This window comes from Halalkalicoccus sp. CG83 (assembly GCF_037081715.1).
Taxonomy (GTDB): Archaea; Halobacteriota; Halobacteria; order Halobacteriales; family Halalkalicoccaceae; genus Halalkalicoccus; species Halalkalicoccus ordinarius.
Genome location: NZ_JAZDDH010000002.1, coordinates 94,815 through 109,812, shown reverse-complemented (window position 1 = coordinate 109,812; position 14,998 = coordinate 94,815). Strand labels below are relative to the sequence as shown.

Sequence of the window (14,998 nt, the reverse complement as noted above, 5' to 3'; positions counted from 1 at the left end):
TATTTATCTTATCCGTTCCAGAGCTTCTTTCCTGTCCTCTACAGGTGTTTGGTCGTATCGCATCGTTGTCTGGGGTGACTTGTGTCGTAGTTGGCTCCGTGCTGCTTTCGAATCCCGTTCTGCGGTCATGTATGTTCCAAGGAGTGGCGGATTGCATACCACGACATCTTCCGGTTCTCCGTTGGGATGTCTGCAATATCGCAGAGACGGCTGAGAAGGTATCGGAGGGGTTGTAATTGGTAGGGGTTTCCCTCCCTCGTTAACCACAATGAATCCGTTTCACGGTACATCCCGTAGTTTTCTCGCTCTTTCAGCCACCGTCTCAATGCGTCTGCCGTCGTTCGGTCAGCAACGGTTCTCCGGTAGCGCGCGTGTCTACTCAAGTAGTGCTGCGAACGTGTTTCATCGGGTTCGACCCGGGTAGCATCCTCGGAACCGGGTTCCGCCTGTTGGTCTTGACTTCGGTAATCCGCCCGCGGACTTTGCGAACTCCCAACCGCTGTAGTCCTTGTGTTCAGTGGGTTCCATTTCGAGTGTTAAACAGTAGCAAACAGTTAAACCGGATGCTCGATAACAAATCTATTGAACCACCTGAAGGATAAGAGGCGCGCTTCATCGCGTGTTCAAATCGGGTGCCAAAATGAGCAGCGGATTTATAAACACCTGGACGCCGTCGGGTCAATCCGAGACGGCATACAGCAGAGCGGGCGCGACGGGATTTGAACCCGCGGCATCTTGGTCCGGAACCAAGTACTCTGTCCACTGAGCTACGCGCCCTTACCGGAAGTACTCACGTCGGCCGTTTAACCGTTGTGAAGCGTCAGTCCTCGGCGGCCGCCACCGAGTCCGGAGAGTCGATCACCGACTCCTTCCAGGTTCCCCGCAGGAACCAGCCACCGGCGAGCACCGCGCCAACGACGTGTCCGAGCGTCATGCCGACCCAGATCCCGGTCGCGCCCCATCCGAGGACGAACGCGAGCAGATAGACGGCGGGGACGCGCACCCCCCAGAGGTTCAGCCACGAGAGGGCCATCGCGGTCTTGGTGTTGCCGGCGCCGCGAAACGCCCCGAGCACGACCTGCATCGCGCCGATGAACGCGAACTCCGCGGAACGAATCCGGAGGTACTCGGTCGCGAGCGAGACGGTCTCCGCGGCCCCGGGGACGTCGCCGAGGAAGACCGCGTTGATCGGCCGGGCGAAGGCGACGGCGACCAGGGCGACCAGGAACATCACGCCGCTCGCGGCGCCGACGGCGAGGCGGACGGCCCGTTCGGCGCGGTCGGGGCGTTCGGCGCCGAGGTTCTGGCCGACGATCGTCTCGGTCGCCCGCGAGATCCCGAGTGCGGGCAGGAAGACCAGCGAGATCAGCCGGTTGCCGAGCCCGTAGGCCGCGACCACCGGCGGGGCGAACGAGACCACCATCGCGGTGAGCACGACCAGCGCGAGCGCGTTAGCCGACTGCTCGAGCGAGGTGGGAACGCCCAGCTCGACGATCTCGCGGACGTTCGCGGGATCGAGGCGGAGATGCGAGAGTTCGACGTCGGGCCCCACGCCGGTTCGAAAGAGGACGTAGAACCCGGCGACCGTCGCTAATCCCCGCGAGAACACGGTCGCCACCGCTGCGCCCTCGATGCCCAGCGCGGGAAAGGCCCACCAGCCGAAGATCAGGAACGGATCGAGGACGACGTTGACGGCGACGCTGCCGAACATGAGCGCCATCGGCGCGCGGGTATTGCCGTAGCCGCGCATCAGCGCCTCGAAGACGTAGAAGCCGAACAGGAACGGAAGCCCGAGGAAGAACACCCGCATATAGTCTGCCGCGAGCGGGACGACCCGCTCGCCGGTAGCGGCCTGGCTCGGCAACAGCGAGAGCATCCCCCCGGTGTAGAGGTAGCCGATGGCACCCAGAACGGCTGCCAGAAGCGTGACGAACGCGAGCGTCTGGCCGGCGAACAGCCCCGCGGAGCGCTCGCTCTCGGCGCCGGTGTACTGGGCGACGAGCACCGAGCCGGCGGTAGTGAAGCCGCTCGCGACCGCGATCAGGAGGAAGACCAGTGGGAACGCGAGGCTGATCGCGCCGACGGCGTCCGCCGAGAGCCGCCCCAGCCAGAGGGTGTCCGCGAGGTTGTAGGTGACCTGCAGGAGCTGGAAGACGACGATCGGCCACGCCAGCCGGGCCATCGGACGCACCAGCCCACCCTCGGTGAGGCTGCTTCGTTCCGAGTCAGCCACTACGTTTCAGGAGAAGAAGAGACGGTATCAACGCTGTGATCGCGCCGCGTTGGCGAGGTGAACGAGAGCCTCAGGGCGTCTCGTTGGTCTCGAGGGTGAACTCCCCGCGCGGGTAGGCGACGCAGGTCAGCGTGTAGCCGTCCTCGAGTTCGTTCTCGTCGAGCATCTGCTGGTTGTCGTGTTCGACGAAGTCCTCGGAGGGGCCGTCGGCGATCTGCCCGCCACAGGAGACGCACTGGCCCTGCCGACAGGCGTAGGGCAGGTCCCACCCCTCGTCCTCGCCGGCCTCGAGCAGCGTCTCGTTGTTGGCGACCTCGATCGTCTCGCCCTCCTTCGCGTACTCGATCTCGAAGTACTCGATCTCGTCCTCGGGGATGTCGCCCGGCCCGGCGGCCTCCTCGCCGCCCTCCTCGAGTTCGCCCTCGGCGCCCTCGCCGCCGGCGCCGACGGCCGCAGCGGCACCGCCGCCGCCGCCGATCGCGCGGTTCATCGGCTCGGGGAAGTCGGTCTCGGGGACGGTCGCCGCGCGGCGTTCGAGCACCTCCTCGGAGATGTCGTCGGGAATCGACCGTTCGGTGCCCCGCGCGAAGTGCAGGACCACCACGGTGAGCGTCAGGAAGGCCCCGATCGATGCGGCGAATACGTCTACCATGTCCGGGGGGTACGGAAGGGTGGGTTAACAGCGTTTTGATCCACCTCACTCGAATCGCCCCGGGGCGCGGATCGCGACGACGTTCATGGAGAACGGTAGACCGGCTCGGCCTTCACGTCACCCGGACGCCGGTCGCGAGGGTCGTCACCGCGGTGTCGACGTTCACTCCTCGGAGTCCAGCCCTCGGAGCCGAACGTAGTCGAGCGAGACGGCGTGTTCGGCACGGATGAGGTCCTCGTCGTTGACCTCGATACCGAGTTCGTCCAGCCGTTCGGCGGTCCGGGAGATTTCCACGTCCTTGGCGCCGACCACCTTGATCAGGAGGTTCCTCTCGCCAGTCATCAGCTCGGTCACCTCGAGCACTCGGGGTATCGCGAGCGCCTCGTTGGCCATCTCGGAGCGCCGACTGATGCGAACCGTACAGGTGAACAGGAAGTAGAGCGAGAGCTCCGTCCGCTTGTGATCGATCGTCGCCGTGTATCCGGTGATGACACCCGCCTCCTCCAACCTCCGCATCCGGTTGTGAACCGTGTTGTCGGAGACGCCGATCCGTTCGGCGAGATCGGTCGCCGTATACCGCCCGTTCTCCTGCAGCAGGCTCAGAAGGCGCTCGTCCACGTCGTCGAGCTGATACGGGTCCACGTGTGGCGTCGATCCTCCGCCGCCAAGAGCGTATCGAAGCTCCCTGCAACGAAGGAAGTGCGTCTCGATAGTTCCTATAAATCCGATCTATGAGTGGATTTTCGATCCTACGCTGGATCCTTTATAATGGAAGGACGGAAGACATCGAAAGTCCACGAGATATCGATAATATATGCGAGATTCTACTCTGAACACTCTTTTATAGGGGATCTCGAATTACGCTCCGATAGGTTCATATCGTCATCCGTTGATAGGAGAGTATGAATGATTGGTTGGCCGCGCCGAACGCTACCGACCCGACGCCTGTCTGTCCGCCCGTTCGGAGCGCCAGTGAATCCATCGTCAGCGCGGTCGCGAACGCAAAGGCCGTCTCCCCGTTGGATCTCCCACCCCTCTACCCGTCGATCGACCCCGACGCGCTCGATGCCTTCGTCGCCAGTCTGAACGACAGTCGAGACGAACGCGAGGGAGCCATCACCTTCGCGTACGACAGCTATGAGGTCACGGTGACCGGGAACGGCGACGTCTCGCTGGCGGAGAGCGGGCGATGACGGCCGCGAGTCCGGCGAACGGACGAGAGGCGACGTCGTGATTCCAGCCAGGAACCGACACGGACCGCGGCTCGGAACGGACGTAGGTGATCCCCTCGAAGGAGGAACGCGACCGACCGAGGGCCGTCTCGGCGCGTCCGGGGGAGGGTGAGATGCACTACTGTACCGCCTGTGACTGGATCACGGATTCGGACGAAGAGCGCCGCGGAGGTGACTGCACCGGGCAAGCGATCCGACACTACCTCGAAACCGAACACACGGTCGTTCACCGGTCGTTCGACCGTGAGTCGGTCCGGTTCGGCCATCGCCGTCCGGGGAAGTGGACGTGACGGATCGACGTAGACCGGCGCCACGCGGAAGAGATCGATCCGGATGGGGTCCGAACGCGATGGTGGAGTAAAGGCTACGGTCGCCGTCGTCGATAGCCGAACATGGACGTCGACGTTCTGCTGTACGAGGGGTTCGACGAGCTCGACGCGATCGGGCCCTACGAGACGTTCGCGACCGCCGCAGACCGTGGCGCGGATCTCGACGTCTCGACGGTCACCCGCGAGCCGGTCGATCGGGTGGCCGCGAGCCACGGACTGCGCGTCGAACCCGACGGCGTTCTCGAGGAGCCGGACCTGCTCGTCGTCCCCGGCGGCGGCTGGAACGGACGCGACGACCGGGGGACCTGGGGCGAGTACCGGCGCAACGAGCTTCCGCCGGTTCTACGGGCGAAACACGACGCCGGCGCGACGCTCGCCTCGGTCTGCACGGGCGCGATGCTGCTCGAACGCGCCGGACTGCTCGACGGCCGGCCCGCGATCACCCACGCGGGCGCGCTCGAGGACCTGCGCGAGACCGCGGCCGAGGTGGTCGAGGCGCGGGACGACGATGGGGGTTCTGGCGTACCTCGTGTCGTGGACGGCGAGGAGCGGGGTTCCTCTGGCCGCATGAGCGAGGCGGTGCCTCGCGTCGTGGACGACGGCGACGTGCTGACCGCGGGCGGGGTCACCTCGGGGATCGATCTGGCGCTGTGGATACTCGAGCGGGAGTTCGACCGGAAGCTCGCCGACCGAGTGGCGACCACCCTGGAGTACGACCGGGGCGAGGTCTACCGCGTCTGAACGCGCGTCGCTGCCGGGCTCGACGTCACGCCGGCCGGCGCGCTCTCCTCGCGTCGAGCGACCTCGTGGCGGCCGGAGCCGTCCACCTTTTGCGCTACGGGCTGGCTTTACCAGCCCTCGGCGAAACGTGGGCGAAAAGCGCGACGACCGCCTTCCGGTCGGCCGTCGCTACGCTCGCTTCGTTCGTGGCCGATCACTCCCTTCGAGCGACCTCGTGGCGGCCGAAGCCGTAACGCAGGCGGTTCGAGAGCCGCCGCGAGAACCGACCCTCATCCGCTCGGGAGCCAAAGCGCTCGGCGAGCGCCTGGTAGATGATCGGCAGCGCGATCTCCTGTTCGAGCGCCTCCTGGACGGTCCACGTCCCGGTCGAGCCGCCGGCGACGTAGTCGTCGACGTCGCCCAGATCGATGCCCTCCTCGCGGAACGCCTCCTCGCAGAGCTCGAGCAGCCACGACCGGATGACCGCGCCGTTGTTCCACGTCCGGGCGACGCTCTCGAGGTCGAGATCGTAGCGGCCCTCGTGGAGCAGTTCGAACCCCTCGCCGTAGGCCTGCATCAGCGCGTACTCGACGCCGTTGTGGACCATCTTCACGTAGTGGCCCGCCCCCGAGGGTCCCATCCGGTCGTGGCCCTCGGGGCCGGTCGCGACGGCGTCGAACACCGGGGTGAGCGCCTCGTAGGCGGGCCGGGGTCCGCCGACCATCAGCGAGAAGCCCGCCTCGGCGCTGGCGGGCCCGCCGGAGGTCCCACAGTCGAGATACGCCGCCTCCGTGGCCTCGGCTCGCCGGACGGAGGCCTCGAAGTGGGAGTTGCCGCCGTCGACGACGACGTCCTCGCTCGTGAGGTAGGGTTCGAGATCCGCGAGGGTGGCGTCGACGGCCTCCCCGGCGGGAACCATCAGCCAGATCCGCCGTCCGCCCTCCTCGCCCGCCTCGAGCCGGTCACAGAGATCCTCGACGGAGTCGGCCGCCTCCGCGCCGGCCTCCGCCGCCCGCGCGGTCGCCTCCGCCGAGAGGTCGAACGCGACGACGTCGTGGCCCGCGTCGAGACACCGATCGACGACGATCCGGCCCATCCGTCCGAGTCCGATGACGCCCAGTTGCATGCTCGGCGATGGCGCGGGGTCGAAGGTATCGGTTGTGGTTCGCGGGCCGAACGGGACGACGGCCCTCGCCGTGTCGCTGCGACGGGAAGGCTTATGCGAGCCCGCCCGCTGGACTCGCGCATGAGCGTGACCCAGTCGGTAGTACGTCGTTAGCGATCGATTCGACAACGCAATCCACTTACGCTCAGTAGAGAGACACACCCCATGAACGATAGTTACGACCCCGCAAGCGTCGAGCCTCGCTGGCGCGAGCGCTGGCAGGACTCGGACGTCTACGGCTACGCCGACGAGGAGGAGCACCCAGACTACGTGATCGACACGCCGCCGCCGTACCCGACTGGCAACCTCCACATCGGGAACGCGCTGGGCTGGTGTTACATGGACTTCGCCGCGCGCTTTCACCGACTGCAGGGCGAGGACGTGCTGTTCCCACAGGGCTGGGACTGCCACGGTCTGCCCACCGAGGTGAAGGTCGAGGAGAACCACGACATCCACCGCACCGACGTCTCGCGCGAGGAGTTTCGCGAGCTCTGCATCGAGCACACCGAGGAGCAGATCGACGCGATGAAGGAGACGATGGGGCTGCTCGGCTTCTCCCAGGACTGGGACCACGAGTACAAGACGATGGACCCCGACTACTGGGGGAAGACCCAGCGCTCGTTCGTCGAGATGAGCGAGCGCGAGTACGTCTACCGGGACGAACACCCCGTCAACTGGTGTCCGCGCTGTGAGACGGCGATCGCCGACGCCGAGGTCGAGAACGAGGACCGCGGCGGCACCCTCTACACGATCCGGTTCGACGGCGCGGCTCCGCCGGAGGAGTCGCGGGCGGACGACGACGGCGAGACGGACATCGAGATCGCCACGACCCGACCGGAGCTGCTTCCGGCGTGCGTCGCAGTCGCGGTCGATCCCGACGACGACCGCTACGGCGACCGAGTGGGCGAGACGTTCGACGTACCGCTGTTCGGCCAGGAGGTCGAGCTCATCGAGGACGAGGAGGTCGACTCGGAGTTCGGCACCGGCGCGGTGATGATCTGTACGTTCGGGGACAAGCAGGACGTCGACTGGTGGGCCGAGTACGACCTGCCCCTCAGGACCGTGCTGACCGAGGACGGCCACCTCAACGAGCGCGCCACGGAGTTCGAGGGGCTCAGTATCGAGGAGGCGAAGGATCGGATCCCCTCGGCGCTCCAGAAGAGCGGCTACCTCCAGGGCGAGGAGGTCGTCGAGCAGTCCGTGGGAACCTGCTGGCGCTGTGACACGCCGATCGAGATCCTCTCGAAGGAGCAGTGGTTCATCCGGGTCGACCAGGAGGAGATCCTCTCGAACGCTCGGGAGATCGAGTGGATTCCCGAACACATGTACGCCCGTCTGGAGGAGTGGACCGAGGGCATGGAGTGGGACTGGGTCATCTCCCGCCAGCGCGTCTTCGCCACTCCGATCCCCGCGTGGTTCTGCGAGGAGTGTGGCAACGTCCGGGTCGCCGAGAGCGAGGAGCTTCCCGTCGAGCCGACGCGCGAGGGCCCCGACGCGGCCTGTTCTGACTGCGGGAGCGACGAGTGGCGCGGCGAGACCGACGTGATGGACACCTGGATGGACTCCTCCATCTCGGCGATGCACGTCGCGGGCTGGCCCGAGGCCGACTTCTCGCCGGTTCAACTGCGCGAGCAGGGCCACGACATCATCCGCACGTGGGCGTTCTACACGATCCTCCGGACGGCGGCGCTCGAGGGGGAGATCCCCTGGGAAGAGGCGCTGATCAACGGCATGGTGTTCGGCGAGGACGGCAACAAGATGTCCAAATCCCGAGGCAACTTCGTCCAGCCCGAGGAGGTCGTCGAGGAGCACGGCGCCGACGCCTTCCGTCAGGCGATCGCCCTTGGAGGGCAACCCGGAAGCGACATCCAGTTCCAGTCGAAGGAGGTCACCAGCGCCTCGCGCTTCCTCACGAAGCTCTGGAACATCAGCCGGTTCGCCGACGGCCACCTCGACGAGGACACTCCCGCCATCGACGCACCCGCCTACCGCGCCGCCGACAAGTGGATCCTGACCGAGCTCGATCGCGTCGCGAACGAGGTCGAGGAGGACATGGCCGCCTACCGGTTCGATAGCGCGCTCCGAACGATCCGGGAGTTCGTCTGGCACGACCTGGCCGACGACTACCTCGAGCTGGTGAAGGGCCGACTCTACGAGGGCCGACCGGGCGAGCGAAACGCCGCCCGCCACGCGCTCTACACTGCGCTTTCGGGATCACTGCGGATGCTCTCGCCGTTCTCACCGTTCGTGACCGAGGAGATCTGGAACGAGCTCCCCGGCGTCGAGGAGAGCGTCCACGCCGCCGAGTGGCCCGCGGTCAGGATCGACTGGGACCGGGAGGAGGCTACGGCGGTCGGCGGCACCATCGCGGCGGTCGCGAGCGCGGTCCGTGGCTGGAAGTCAGAGGCGGGGATGGCGCTCAACGCCGAGCTCGATCGGATCGAGGTCTACCCCGAGTCGATCGACGCGCTCGACACCTACGACCTGAGCGAGACGATCAACGCCCCGGTCTACGTCGAGGAGGGACGACCGGACGTCGAACTCGTCCCCGTGGAGGTCGACCCCGATCGAAGCGTGATCGGCCCGGAGTTCCGCGATCGGGCGGGTGCGGTCCTCAAGGCGCTCGAGGAGAGCGATCCCACCGATATCGAGCGCCAGAAGTCCCTCGACGACGAGATCGAACTGGAGGTCGAGGGCGAGACGGTCACCCTGCCGGGCGAGGCGGTCGAGATCCGCGAGGAACACCGCGCCGAGGGCGGCGAGGAGGTCGCGGTGCTCGAGACGGACGGCGCGACCGTGCTCGTCTTCCCCTGAGCGAGCGTCTCGACCCGTCGTCGTAAAACCTCAGCCATCGCAACCCCGTTTCTTACGTGCCTCACCGCCGAACCGACGACTGCAATGCCCGTTCTAGATCTCGCCAGAGAGGACGTCATAACGGTGGAGAGAGACGCCGAAGTGAGCGAGATCTCGGAGACGATGAACGACGAGCGAGTCGGCTCGGTCGTCGTCGTCGAGGACGGCGCGCCGGTCGGGATCGTCACCGACCGAACGATCGCGCTGGCGGTCGGCCAGGAGGACGACGTGAGCTCGCTGGTCGCGGAGGACCTGATGAGCGAGGATCCCGAGACGGTGGCCGCCGACACCGGGGCCTACGAGCTGGCGACGGCGTTCGGCGACGCGAAGGTCCGCCGGCTGCCGGTCGTCGACGACGAGGGCCAGCTCGAGGGGATCGTCTCGCTCGACGACGTGATCGCGACGAGCGCCGAGGAGCTCGAGGAGGCCGCGAAGGTCATCGAGGAGCAGTCACCCGGCTACGCGTCCGACGAGCGGTAGGACGGCGCTGACCGCTATGACCCCGCGATCGTCGCGACCGCCGCCCTTTTCTCCCCGCTGTGCGCTTCTCGGCCATGGACGAACGTATCCACGAACACGCAGAGGTGCTGGTCGACTGGAGCGCGCGGGTCGAACGGGGCGACGACGTCGTCCTCTCGGTCGCGGAGGGCGCCCACGACCTGGCGGTCGCCGTCGCCGAGGAACTCGGCGAGCGGGGTGCGAACCTCGTCGCGACCTACGACTCCGCCGAGGTCACCCGGGCGTATCTCACCGCCCATGACGGCGAGTTCGAGGCCGGCGTCCACGAACTCGCGCTGGTGGAGAACGCCGACGTCTACCTCCGACTGGGTGGCGGGCGCAACACGAGCGCGACCGCGGACGTCCCCGGCGACGTCCGTCAGGAATACGCCAGCGCGAGCGCCGAGGTCCGGGAGGCGCGCATGGCGACCGACTGGGTCTCGACCGTTCATCCGACGCGGAGCCTCGCCCAGCAGGCCGGCATGGCCTACGAGGAGTACCAGGCGTTCGCCTACGGCGCGATGCTGCGCGACTGGGAGTCCCTCGCCGGGGAGATGGCGCGGATGAAGGAGCTGCTCGACGAGGGAAGCGAGGTCCGACTCGTGAAGGAGGACACCGACCTGACGATGTCGATCGAGGGTCGGACGGCCGTTAACTCCGCTGCGAGCGTGGCCTACGACTCGCACAACCTTCCCTCGGGAGAGGTGTTTACGGCACCCGACGACACCGAGGGCGAGGTCTTCTTCGACGTCCCGATGACGGTGAACGGGAGGCGTCTACGGGACGTGTACCTGCGGTTCGAGGACGGCGAGGTGGTCGATTACGAGGCGGGGGCCAACGAGGACGTGCTCGAGACGGTGCTCGGGACCGACGAGGGTGCGCGCCGACTCGGCGAACTCGGCATCGGGATGAACCGCGGCATCGATCGCTACACCGACAACGTGCTGTTCGACGAGAAGATGGGCGACACCGTCCACCTCGCGCTCGGGCGGGCCTACGACTCGAACCTGCCCGATGGGGAGGCCGGAAACGAGAGCGCGGTCCACGTCGACCTGATCACCGACGTGAGCGAGGGAGAGCTGGAGATCGACGACGAGGTGGTCCAGCGGAACGGTCGATTCCAATGGGAGGACGGGTTCGAGGGGTAGACGGTTCTTTTCCGTGCAGGGTTTTGCGCGAGTGAGCACGAGCGAGCGAGCGGAAAACGGTGCGCGTAGGTCGTCCAGCGAAACGGCCGGTTCCGCTGGGAGGAGGGGTTCGAGAAGTAGCGAATCGGTTTTCGTGCAGGGTTCGCGGGATCGAGCGGATTCGTATCAAATCGAAGAGGCGACGGAGGAAAACGAGTAACGACGGATCGTACCCTGCCTACCGTCCCAGAATCGCGTACCGGACCCAGAGCGGTATTCATCACGAAGTCATACTGTAGCGGTGGAACGGAGATGAGAGACGGAATCAGCTCCGTGATTCGGGACGCCGTCACAACTCGGCGGCGTGGTCTATCACCGCTTGGCGTCGGAACCGTCCCGCATCGAGGACGGTGAATCCGTCAAACGTGACGGTCGCTTCCGAGAGCGTCATATCGAGGTGGACGTCGCACTCGACCTCGCCCCCGAGGGTCACGTTGTCGCCGATGGCGATGTGCATCGTTCCCCGCTTCTTCTTGTCCGTAGCCTGGTTCCCCGTGAGGCTCACCTCCGAATTCGTTCCGATGGACGGGCCCTCGGCGACGTTCCGCGCACACTCGCCCTTGGATTCGACGAGGTCGCGAAGGTCCTGCGCCTGCGGGCCGCCCGAGATGGCAGTCACGCGACCGTCATCGATCGTGAGTTCGACCGGCTCATCGAGCCGGCCGATGGAATCGATGGAGTAATCGACGACCACGGTTCCCTGTGCACTCCCCTCGACGGGCGTGATCGCGGACTTGCCGGCCGGCAGCACGACGAGCCCCGCATCGAATCCGTCATCGATGGGGAATCCGCTTCGGCCGGTCAGATCGAGCGTCAGATCCGTGCCTCGAGCGCTCCTCACCCGCGCCGACTCGGCGGCGGTCTGGATCGCCGAGACCGCGCGGGTCACGCGGCGGAGGTCGTCGTAATCCGTATCCATCTGATCGATCAGCACCTCCTCGGTGATTCCACGCATCAACACGAACCGGGTGCCGGCGTTCGAGGCCGCCCGGCGAGCGTCCGTGTGGGCGACGTCGTGCGTTCCCACGTCGAAGACGACGTCCGCGTTCCGCATGGCGCCCGCTACAGCGGATGGCGGTTCGACGTTGTGCGCCTCGAGACGCGGTTTGACGACGATGGACGTCGGTGCGCCGAGACCACGGGACGCAGCGGCGAGCGGGCGGGCGATATCGACCATCAGCGGATCAGTGACGATGAGGACCTCCTCATCGGCCGTTACCTCGCCGACCGCTTCGATGACCTCACGACAGACGACGCTGTACTCGAGTTCGCGCATCATGACGTAATCGGACGTGTACTACGGAACCGTTTGGGAACTGGGGGCATATCATCCGGTACCCCGGTTAGCGGCTGCGCTGTCTCTACACAACGGAACGGTCCGGATACGGGCCCTCTCTTCGGCACACCTCCCCTGGACTCGTCGGTAGCCGATGAACCTCTCGGCGATGAACACGCCAACTGAGCGGCCGGTTAAACGCCTCCCTCGGCAGTACGAGCGTCCCGATGAGTCGAGGCGGTCCGATCTCGGTCGTGGACGAGGGCTCCTGCTCGCGTGAACGAACGCGGGCTGATGGGTTCTCTCGTACCGAAGCTCGATGAATCGTAAGGTGGGGCCGGGAAGAGGAGAAGGGTGGTTGAAAACGCCCTTGCGATCGTCACCCACAGCGAGAGGTGTGTTCCGTGGATAGGGGAGGTATGGCACACGAGTTCACCGACGAGGACCGCGACAAGCCGGTCAGAACCGCGGACGGCGAGCGGATCGGCACCGTCTCGGACGTGAGCGACGGACGGGCGAGCGTCGAGAGCGACGAGGGGATCACCGACGCGATCAAGGAGGCACTCGGCTGGGACGACGGAAATGACGAGGGCGACGGGAGGAATCGAACCTACGACCTGGACGACGCGGCGATCGATCGCGTCGACGACGATGGCGTCTGGATTCGCCAGATCTGATCGTCCGAACGAGATCGGATCGGGACGTTACGGCGCGCGCCCCTGGAAGCCGTGAACGGCGTCGTAGAGCGCGTGACGGCGGCGTTCGAGGTGGATCATGTGGGTTGCGCCGTCGAACTCGGCGTACTCGGCACGCCCTTCGGGTACCTCGAGCGCGTCGTAGAGCGCCAGCGCGTCCTCGCGGGTCGAGGTGGTGTCGAGCGACGGCCGTGCGATCAGCGTCGGCACGTCGATCGCCGCGGCGTCGTACACCGGCGACTGCTGGACGTCCTCGAGGGTGCCGTTGGGCGCGAGGATCTCCTCCTCGCTCGCACGCTGGCCCGAGTCGTGGAGGGCTTCCCAGACCGCGTCCAGCACGAAGTCGTCGTCGGGGTCGGCCCCGCGGAAGGCCGCGGGATCCGCGTCCTCGGGGATCTGGGCGTTCCAGCGCTCCTCGACCTCGGGCTTCGTGACGGTCCGATAGGAGGTACCGTCGTGATCGAACGCCTCGCGGAGCTCGGGACTGAGGTCGTAGACCGGCGCCCCCTGGACGAGCGAGACGACCTCCGGATCGTGATCGTCGAACAGCGTTCCGGCGATCATCGTCCCCCAGGAGACGCCGACGAGGTGAACGCGGTCGAACCGCTCGCCGATCCACGCGAGCGCGTCGGCGACGTCACAGGCGGCCCTCGTCGCACGCACCGGGGGCTCGCCGTTTCGCATGACGAACTCGGGGCGCTCGCTCTCGCCGTAGCCGCGTACGTCGACGGCGAACGCCGCCTGCCCCCGGTTCGCGGCGAACCGCATCCACGTCTCGTACTCCTGGGGGACCGGCGGGTCGAACATCGATCGACCGCCGTAGGTCGCGCCGTGAACGAACAGTACGGCCTCCTCGGGGTCGTCGGGCGAGCGCTCCCAGATCCGCAGTCGGAGCCCGTCTCCGGCGGTCACGTCGTGTGCCTCGAGTTCGTCGTCCGTCTCCGCTCCGTGCTCGCTCGCGCCGGCCGCGCTCGCTACCGTCGGAAGCGCGAGCGTGGCGGCGCTTCCCGCGAGGAACCGGCGTCGTGAACGGTCGAAGCGTCGGTCCGTCGACTCGTCGGTTGAGTGGGATCGATGACCCATATCCAATCCCCGTAGATGTTCACGATAAAAGTAGGGGGACGTCCGGGAGTCGACCTCGGGAACCGCCCTCCGATCGTTCGCTACAGCAACAGTCCCCCGACGAGGACGTCCTCGAGGAGGAACATCAGTCCGACCCCGAGCGCGAAGGTGACGGCGTTGAGCCGCGTCAGGACCCGCCCGGCGTCCGCCTGAACGAGCTGGGCGACCTCGATGATCACCTGTGCGATCGCGCCCAGCGCGACGGCGAAGAAGGCCGTCGCGACGAGCGGCGAGACGAGCAGCGAGCCGACCCAGCCGCCGACGATGACGGTCCCCCCCGCGAGCACGCCCATGAACGCGAAGTGACGGATCGGCGGCGCCTCGGCGTCCCGCGCGATGGCGGCGATGATCGTCGGGCCCTCGGTGACGTTGTGCAGCAGGAAACCGATCACCAGCAGCGTGAGCAGCCCCTCCTGGCCGAGGGCGAACGCGCTGCCGATCGCGAGTCCCTCACCGAGGCTGTGCAGCCCGAGCGCGATCGCGACCAGATACGCCACGTGCAGCCCGTCCCCGAGTCCGCCGGCCGCGACGACTCGCCGCCGCCAGACGCTCACCCCGTACATCGCGAGGAAGGTTCCGAGGGAGCCGACGACGGCGACGGCCTCGCCGAGGCGGGCGGTGCCGACGTCCGCGACGTAGCCGAACAGTTCGGCGACGATCTCGACGCCGACGAACGCCAGGATCCCCGCCGAGAGGGCGAGAACCGCGTGGACCCACCGGCCGTCGAGCGAGCGGACGTAGGGGAACCAGAGCATGCCGATCAGGACGGGGAGGATGCCGGCGAAGAAACCGATCACCGAGAGCGACCAGAGCACCTCGATCGAGGTGGCGTTCGCTATCGCCGCGCTATCGCCGAACGGCGAGGTGAGAAACAGCGTTCCGACCGCCATCGCGAGCACGGCGATCGGACCGACGGCGAGCAGCCAACGAGGAGGGTCGTATCGGGAGAGGTCGTAGCCGGAGGACATCTACATGCCCCCCCTGGGCCCGACCGAGGGGCGGTGATTCATCATCCGATGTTAGACGGACCTAAAGT

General features: G+C 66.7%; 14 protein-coding genes, 1 tRNA gene and 1 pseudogene. 7 read left to right on the top strand and 9 right to left on the bottom strand.

Annotated elements, in window-relative coordinates; all coding sequences use genetic code 11:
• Window positions 1-3 precede the first annotated feature (3 nt).
• The 5 genes and pseudogenes from V0Z78_RS19085 to V0Z78_RS14075 all read right to left on the bottom strand — a co-directional run.
• A pseudogene (locus V0Z78_RS19085) lies at window positions 4-338 on the bottom strand (tyrosine-type recombinase/integrase); the annotation flags it as partial.
• A 366-nt stretch (window positions 339-704) separates the two neighbouring features.
• A tRNA-Arg gene (locus V0Z78_RS14090) sits at window positions 705-777 on the bottom strand.
• A 43-nt stretch (window positions 778-820) separates the two neighbouring features.
• On the bottom strand, window positions 821-2,182 hold the full coding sequence (locus V0Z78_RS14085) for an MATE family efflux transporter (RefSeq protein ID WP_409338748.1): 1,362 nt from the start codon (window positions 2,180-2,182) through the stop codon (window positions 821-823).
• A gap of 121 nt (window positions 2,183-2,303) precedes the next feature.
• A complete protein-coding gene (locus tag V0Z78_RS14080; protein WP_336345305.1) occupies window positions 2,304-2,885 on the bottom strand; it encodes a 2Fe-2S iron-sulfur cluster-binding protein in 582 nt (193 codons plus the stop codon).
• A gap of 162 nt (window positions 2,886-3,047) precedes the next feature.
• The gene (locus V0Z78_RS14075; RefSeq protein ID WP_336345304.1) at window positions 3,048-3,527 is read right to left on the bottom strand and encodes an Lrp/AsnC family transcriptional regulator; all 480 of its coding nucleotides are present in this window, start codon (window positions 3,525-3,527) and stop codon (window positions 3,048-3,050) included.
• 260 nt (window positions 3,528-3,787) lie between these two features.
• On the opposite strand from V0Z78_RS14075, the gene V0Z78_RS14070 reads away from it, so the two are divergent.
• From V0Z78_RS14070 to V0Z78_RS14060, 3 genes are all read left to right on the top strand, one after another.
• A complete protein-coding gene (locus tag V0Z78_RS14070; RefSeq protein ID WP_336345303.1) occupies window positions 3,788-4,078 on the top strand; it encodes a HalOD1 output domain-containing protein in 291 nt (96 codons plus the stop codon).
• A gap of 86 nt (window positions 4,079-4,164) precedes the next feature.
• Window positions 4,165-4,407 (top strand): hypothetical protein, encoded by a 243-nt coding sequence (locus V0Z78_RS14065; protein WP_336345302.1) that lies wholly within the window; start codon window positions 4,165-4,167, stop codon window positions 4,405-4,407.
• 102 nt (window positions 4,408-4,509) lie between these two features.
• Window positions 4,510-5,187 (top strand): DJ-1/PfpI family protein, encoded by a 678-nt coding sequence (locus V0Z78_RS14060; RefSeq protein WP_336345301.1) that lies wholly within the window; start codon window positions 4,510-4,512, stop codon window positions 5,185-5,187.
• Between the two features lie 193 nt (window positions 5,188-5,380).
• Here the strand turns inward: V0Z78_RS14060 and V0Z78_RS14055 are convergent, their stop codons facing one another.
• On the bottom strand, window positions 5,381-6,292 hold the full coding sequence (locus tag V0Z78_RS14055) for a decarboxylating 6-phosphogluconate dehydrogenase (RefSeq protein ID WP_336345300.1): 912 nt from the start codon (window positions 6,290-6,292) through the stop codon (window positions 5,381-5,383).
• Window positions 6,293-6,496: 204 nt separating this feature from the next.
• Between V0Z78_RS14055 and V0Z78_RS14050 the strand changes: the two genes are divergently transcribed.
• The 3 genes from V0Z78_RS14050 (at window position 6,497) to V0Z78_RS14040 (ending at window position 10,830) form a co-directional block, all read left to right on the top strand.
• On the top strand, window positions 6,497-9,145 hold the full coding sequence (locus tag V0Z78_RS14050) for a valine--tRNA ligase (protein WP_336345299.1): 2,649 nt from the start codon (window positions 6,497-6,499) through the stop codon (window positions 9,143-9,145).
• Window positions 9,146-9,229: 84 nt separating this feature from the next.
• A complete protein-coding gene (locus V0Z78_RS14045; protein WP_336345298.1) occupies window positions 9,230-9,664 on the top strand; it encodes a CBS domain-containing protein in 435 nt (144 codons plus the stop codon).
• Between the two features lie 74 nt (window positions 9,665-9,738).
• Window positions 9,739-10,830 (top strand): aminopeptidase, encoded by a 1,092-nt coding sequence (locus V0Z78_RS14040; protein WP_336345297.1) that lies wholly within the window; start codon window positions 9,739-9,741, stop codon window positions 10,828-10,830.
• A 328-nt stretch (window positions 10,831-11,158) separates the two neighbouring features.
• Here V0Z78_RS14040 and V0Z78_RS14035 read toward each other — a convergent pair whose 3' ends face one another.
• Window positions 11,159-12,145, bottom strand: coding sequence for an aminopeptidase (locus V0Z78_RS14035; RefSeq protein WP_336345296.1), 987 nt, complete (start codon window positions 12,143-12,145; stop codon window positions 11,159-11,161).
• Window positions 12,146-12,564: 419 nt separating this feature from the next.
• Between V0Z78_RS14035 and V0Z78_RS14030 the strand changes: the two genes are divergently transcribed.
• Entirely contained in the window at window positions 12,565-12,822 is a 258-nt protein-coding gene (locus tag V0Z78_RS14030; RefSeq protein ID WP_336345295.1) for a hypothetical protein, read from the top strand.
• A 27-nt stretch (window positions 12,823-12,849) separates the two neighbouring features.
• Here the strand turns inward: V0Z78_RS14030 and V0Z78_RS14025 are convergent, their stop codons facing one another.
• Window positions 12,850-13,923 (bottom strand): alpha/beta hydrolase, encoded by a 1,074-nt coding sequence (locus tag V0Z78_RS14025; RefSeq protein WP_336345294.1) that lies wholly within the window; start codon window positions 13,921-13,923, stop codon window positions 12,850-12,852.
• 80 nt (window positions 13,924-14,003) lie between these two features.
• Complete coding sequence (locus tag V0Z78_RS14020; RefSeq protein ID WP_336345293.1) at window positions 14,004-14,930, bottom strand: ZIP family metal transporter; 927 nt, start codon at window positions 14,928-14,930, stop codon at window positions 14,004-14,006.
• Between the last annotated feature and the right edge of the window lie 68 nt (window positions 14,931-14,998).

Bases quoted from the DNA above. Each gene is read 5' to 3' on its own strand.
- V0Z78_RS14025 (WP_336345294.1), bottom strand. From the start codon at position 13,923: ATGGGTCATCGATCCCACTCAACCGACGAGTCGACGGACCGACGCTTC.
- V0Z78_RS14020 (WP_336345293.1), bottom strand. From the start codon at position 14,930: ATGTCCTCCGGCTACGACCTCTCCCGATACGACCCTCCTCGTTGGCTG.
- V0Z78_RS14080 (WP_336345305.1), bottom strand. From the start codon at position 2,885: ATGGTAGACGTATTCGCCGCATCGATCGGGGCCTTCCTGACGCTCACC.
- V0Z78_RS14040 (WP_336345297.1), top strand. From the start codon at position 9,739: ATGGACGAACGTATCCACGAACACGCAGAGGTGCTGGTCGACTGGAGC.
- V0Z78_RS14035 (WP_336345296.1), bottom strand. From the start codon at position 12,145: ATGCGCGAACTCGAGTACAGCGTCGTCTGTCGTGAGGTCATCGAAGCG.
- V0Z78_RS14050 (WP_336345299.1), top strand. From the start codon at position 6,497: ATGAACGATAGTTACGACCCCGCAAGCGTCGAGCCTCGCTGGCGCGAG.
- V0Z78_RS14070 (WP_336345303.1), top strand. From the start codon at position 3,788: ATGAATGATTGGTTGGCCGCGCCGAACGCTACCGACCCGACGCCTGTC.
- V0Z78_RS14045 (WP_336345298.1), top strand. From the start codon at position 9,230: ATGCCCGTTCTAGATCTCGCCAGAGAGGACGTCATAACGGTGGAGAGA.
- V0Z78_RS14030 (WP_336345295.1), top strand. From the start codon at position 12,565: ATGGCACACGAGTTCACCGACGAGGACCGCGACAAGCCGGTCAGAACC.
- V0Z78_RS14085 (WP_409338748.1), bottom strand. From the start codon at position 2,182: ATGGCCCGGCTGGCGTGGCCGATCGTCGTCTTCCAGCTCCTGCAGGTC.
- V0Z78_RS14060 (WP_336345301.1), top strand. From the start codon at position 4,510: ATGGACGTCGACGTTCTGCTGTACGAGGGGTTCGACGAGCTCGACGCG.
- V0Z78_RS14055 (WP_336345300.1), bottom strand. From the start codon at position 6,292: ATGCAACTGGGCGTCATCGGACTCGGACGGATGGGCCGGATCGTCGTC.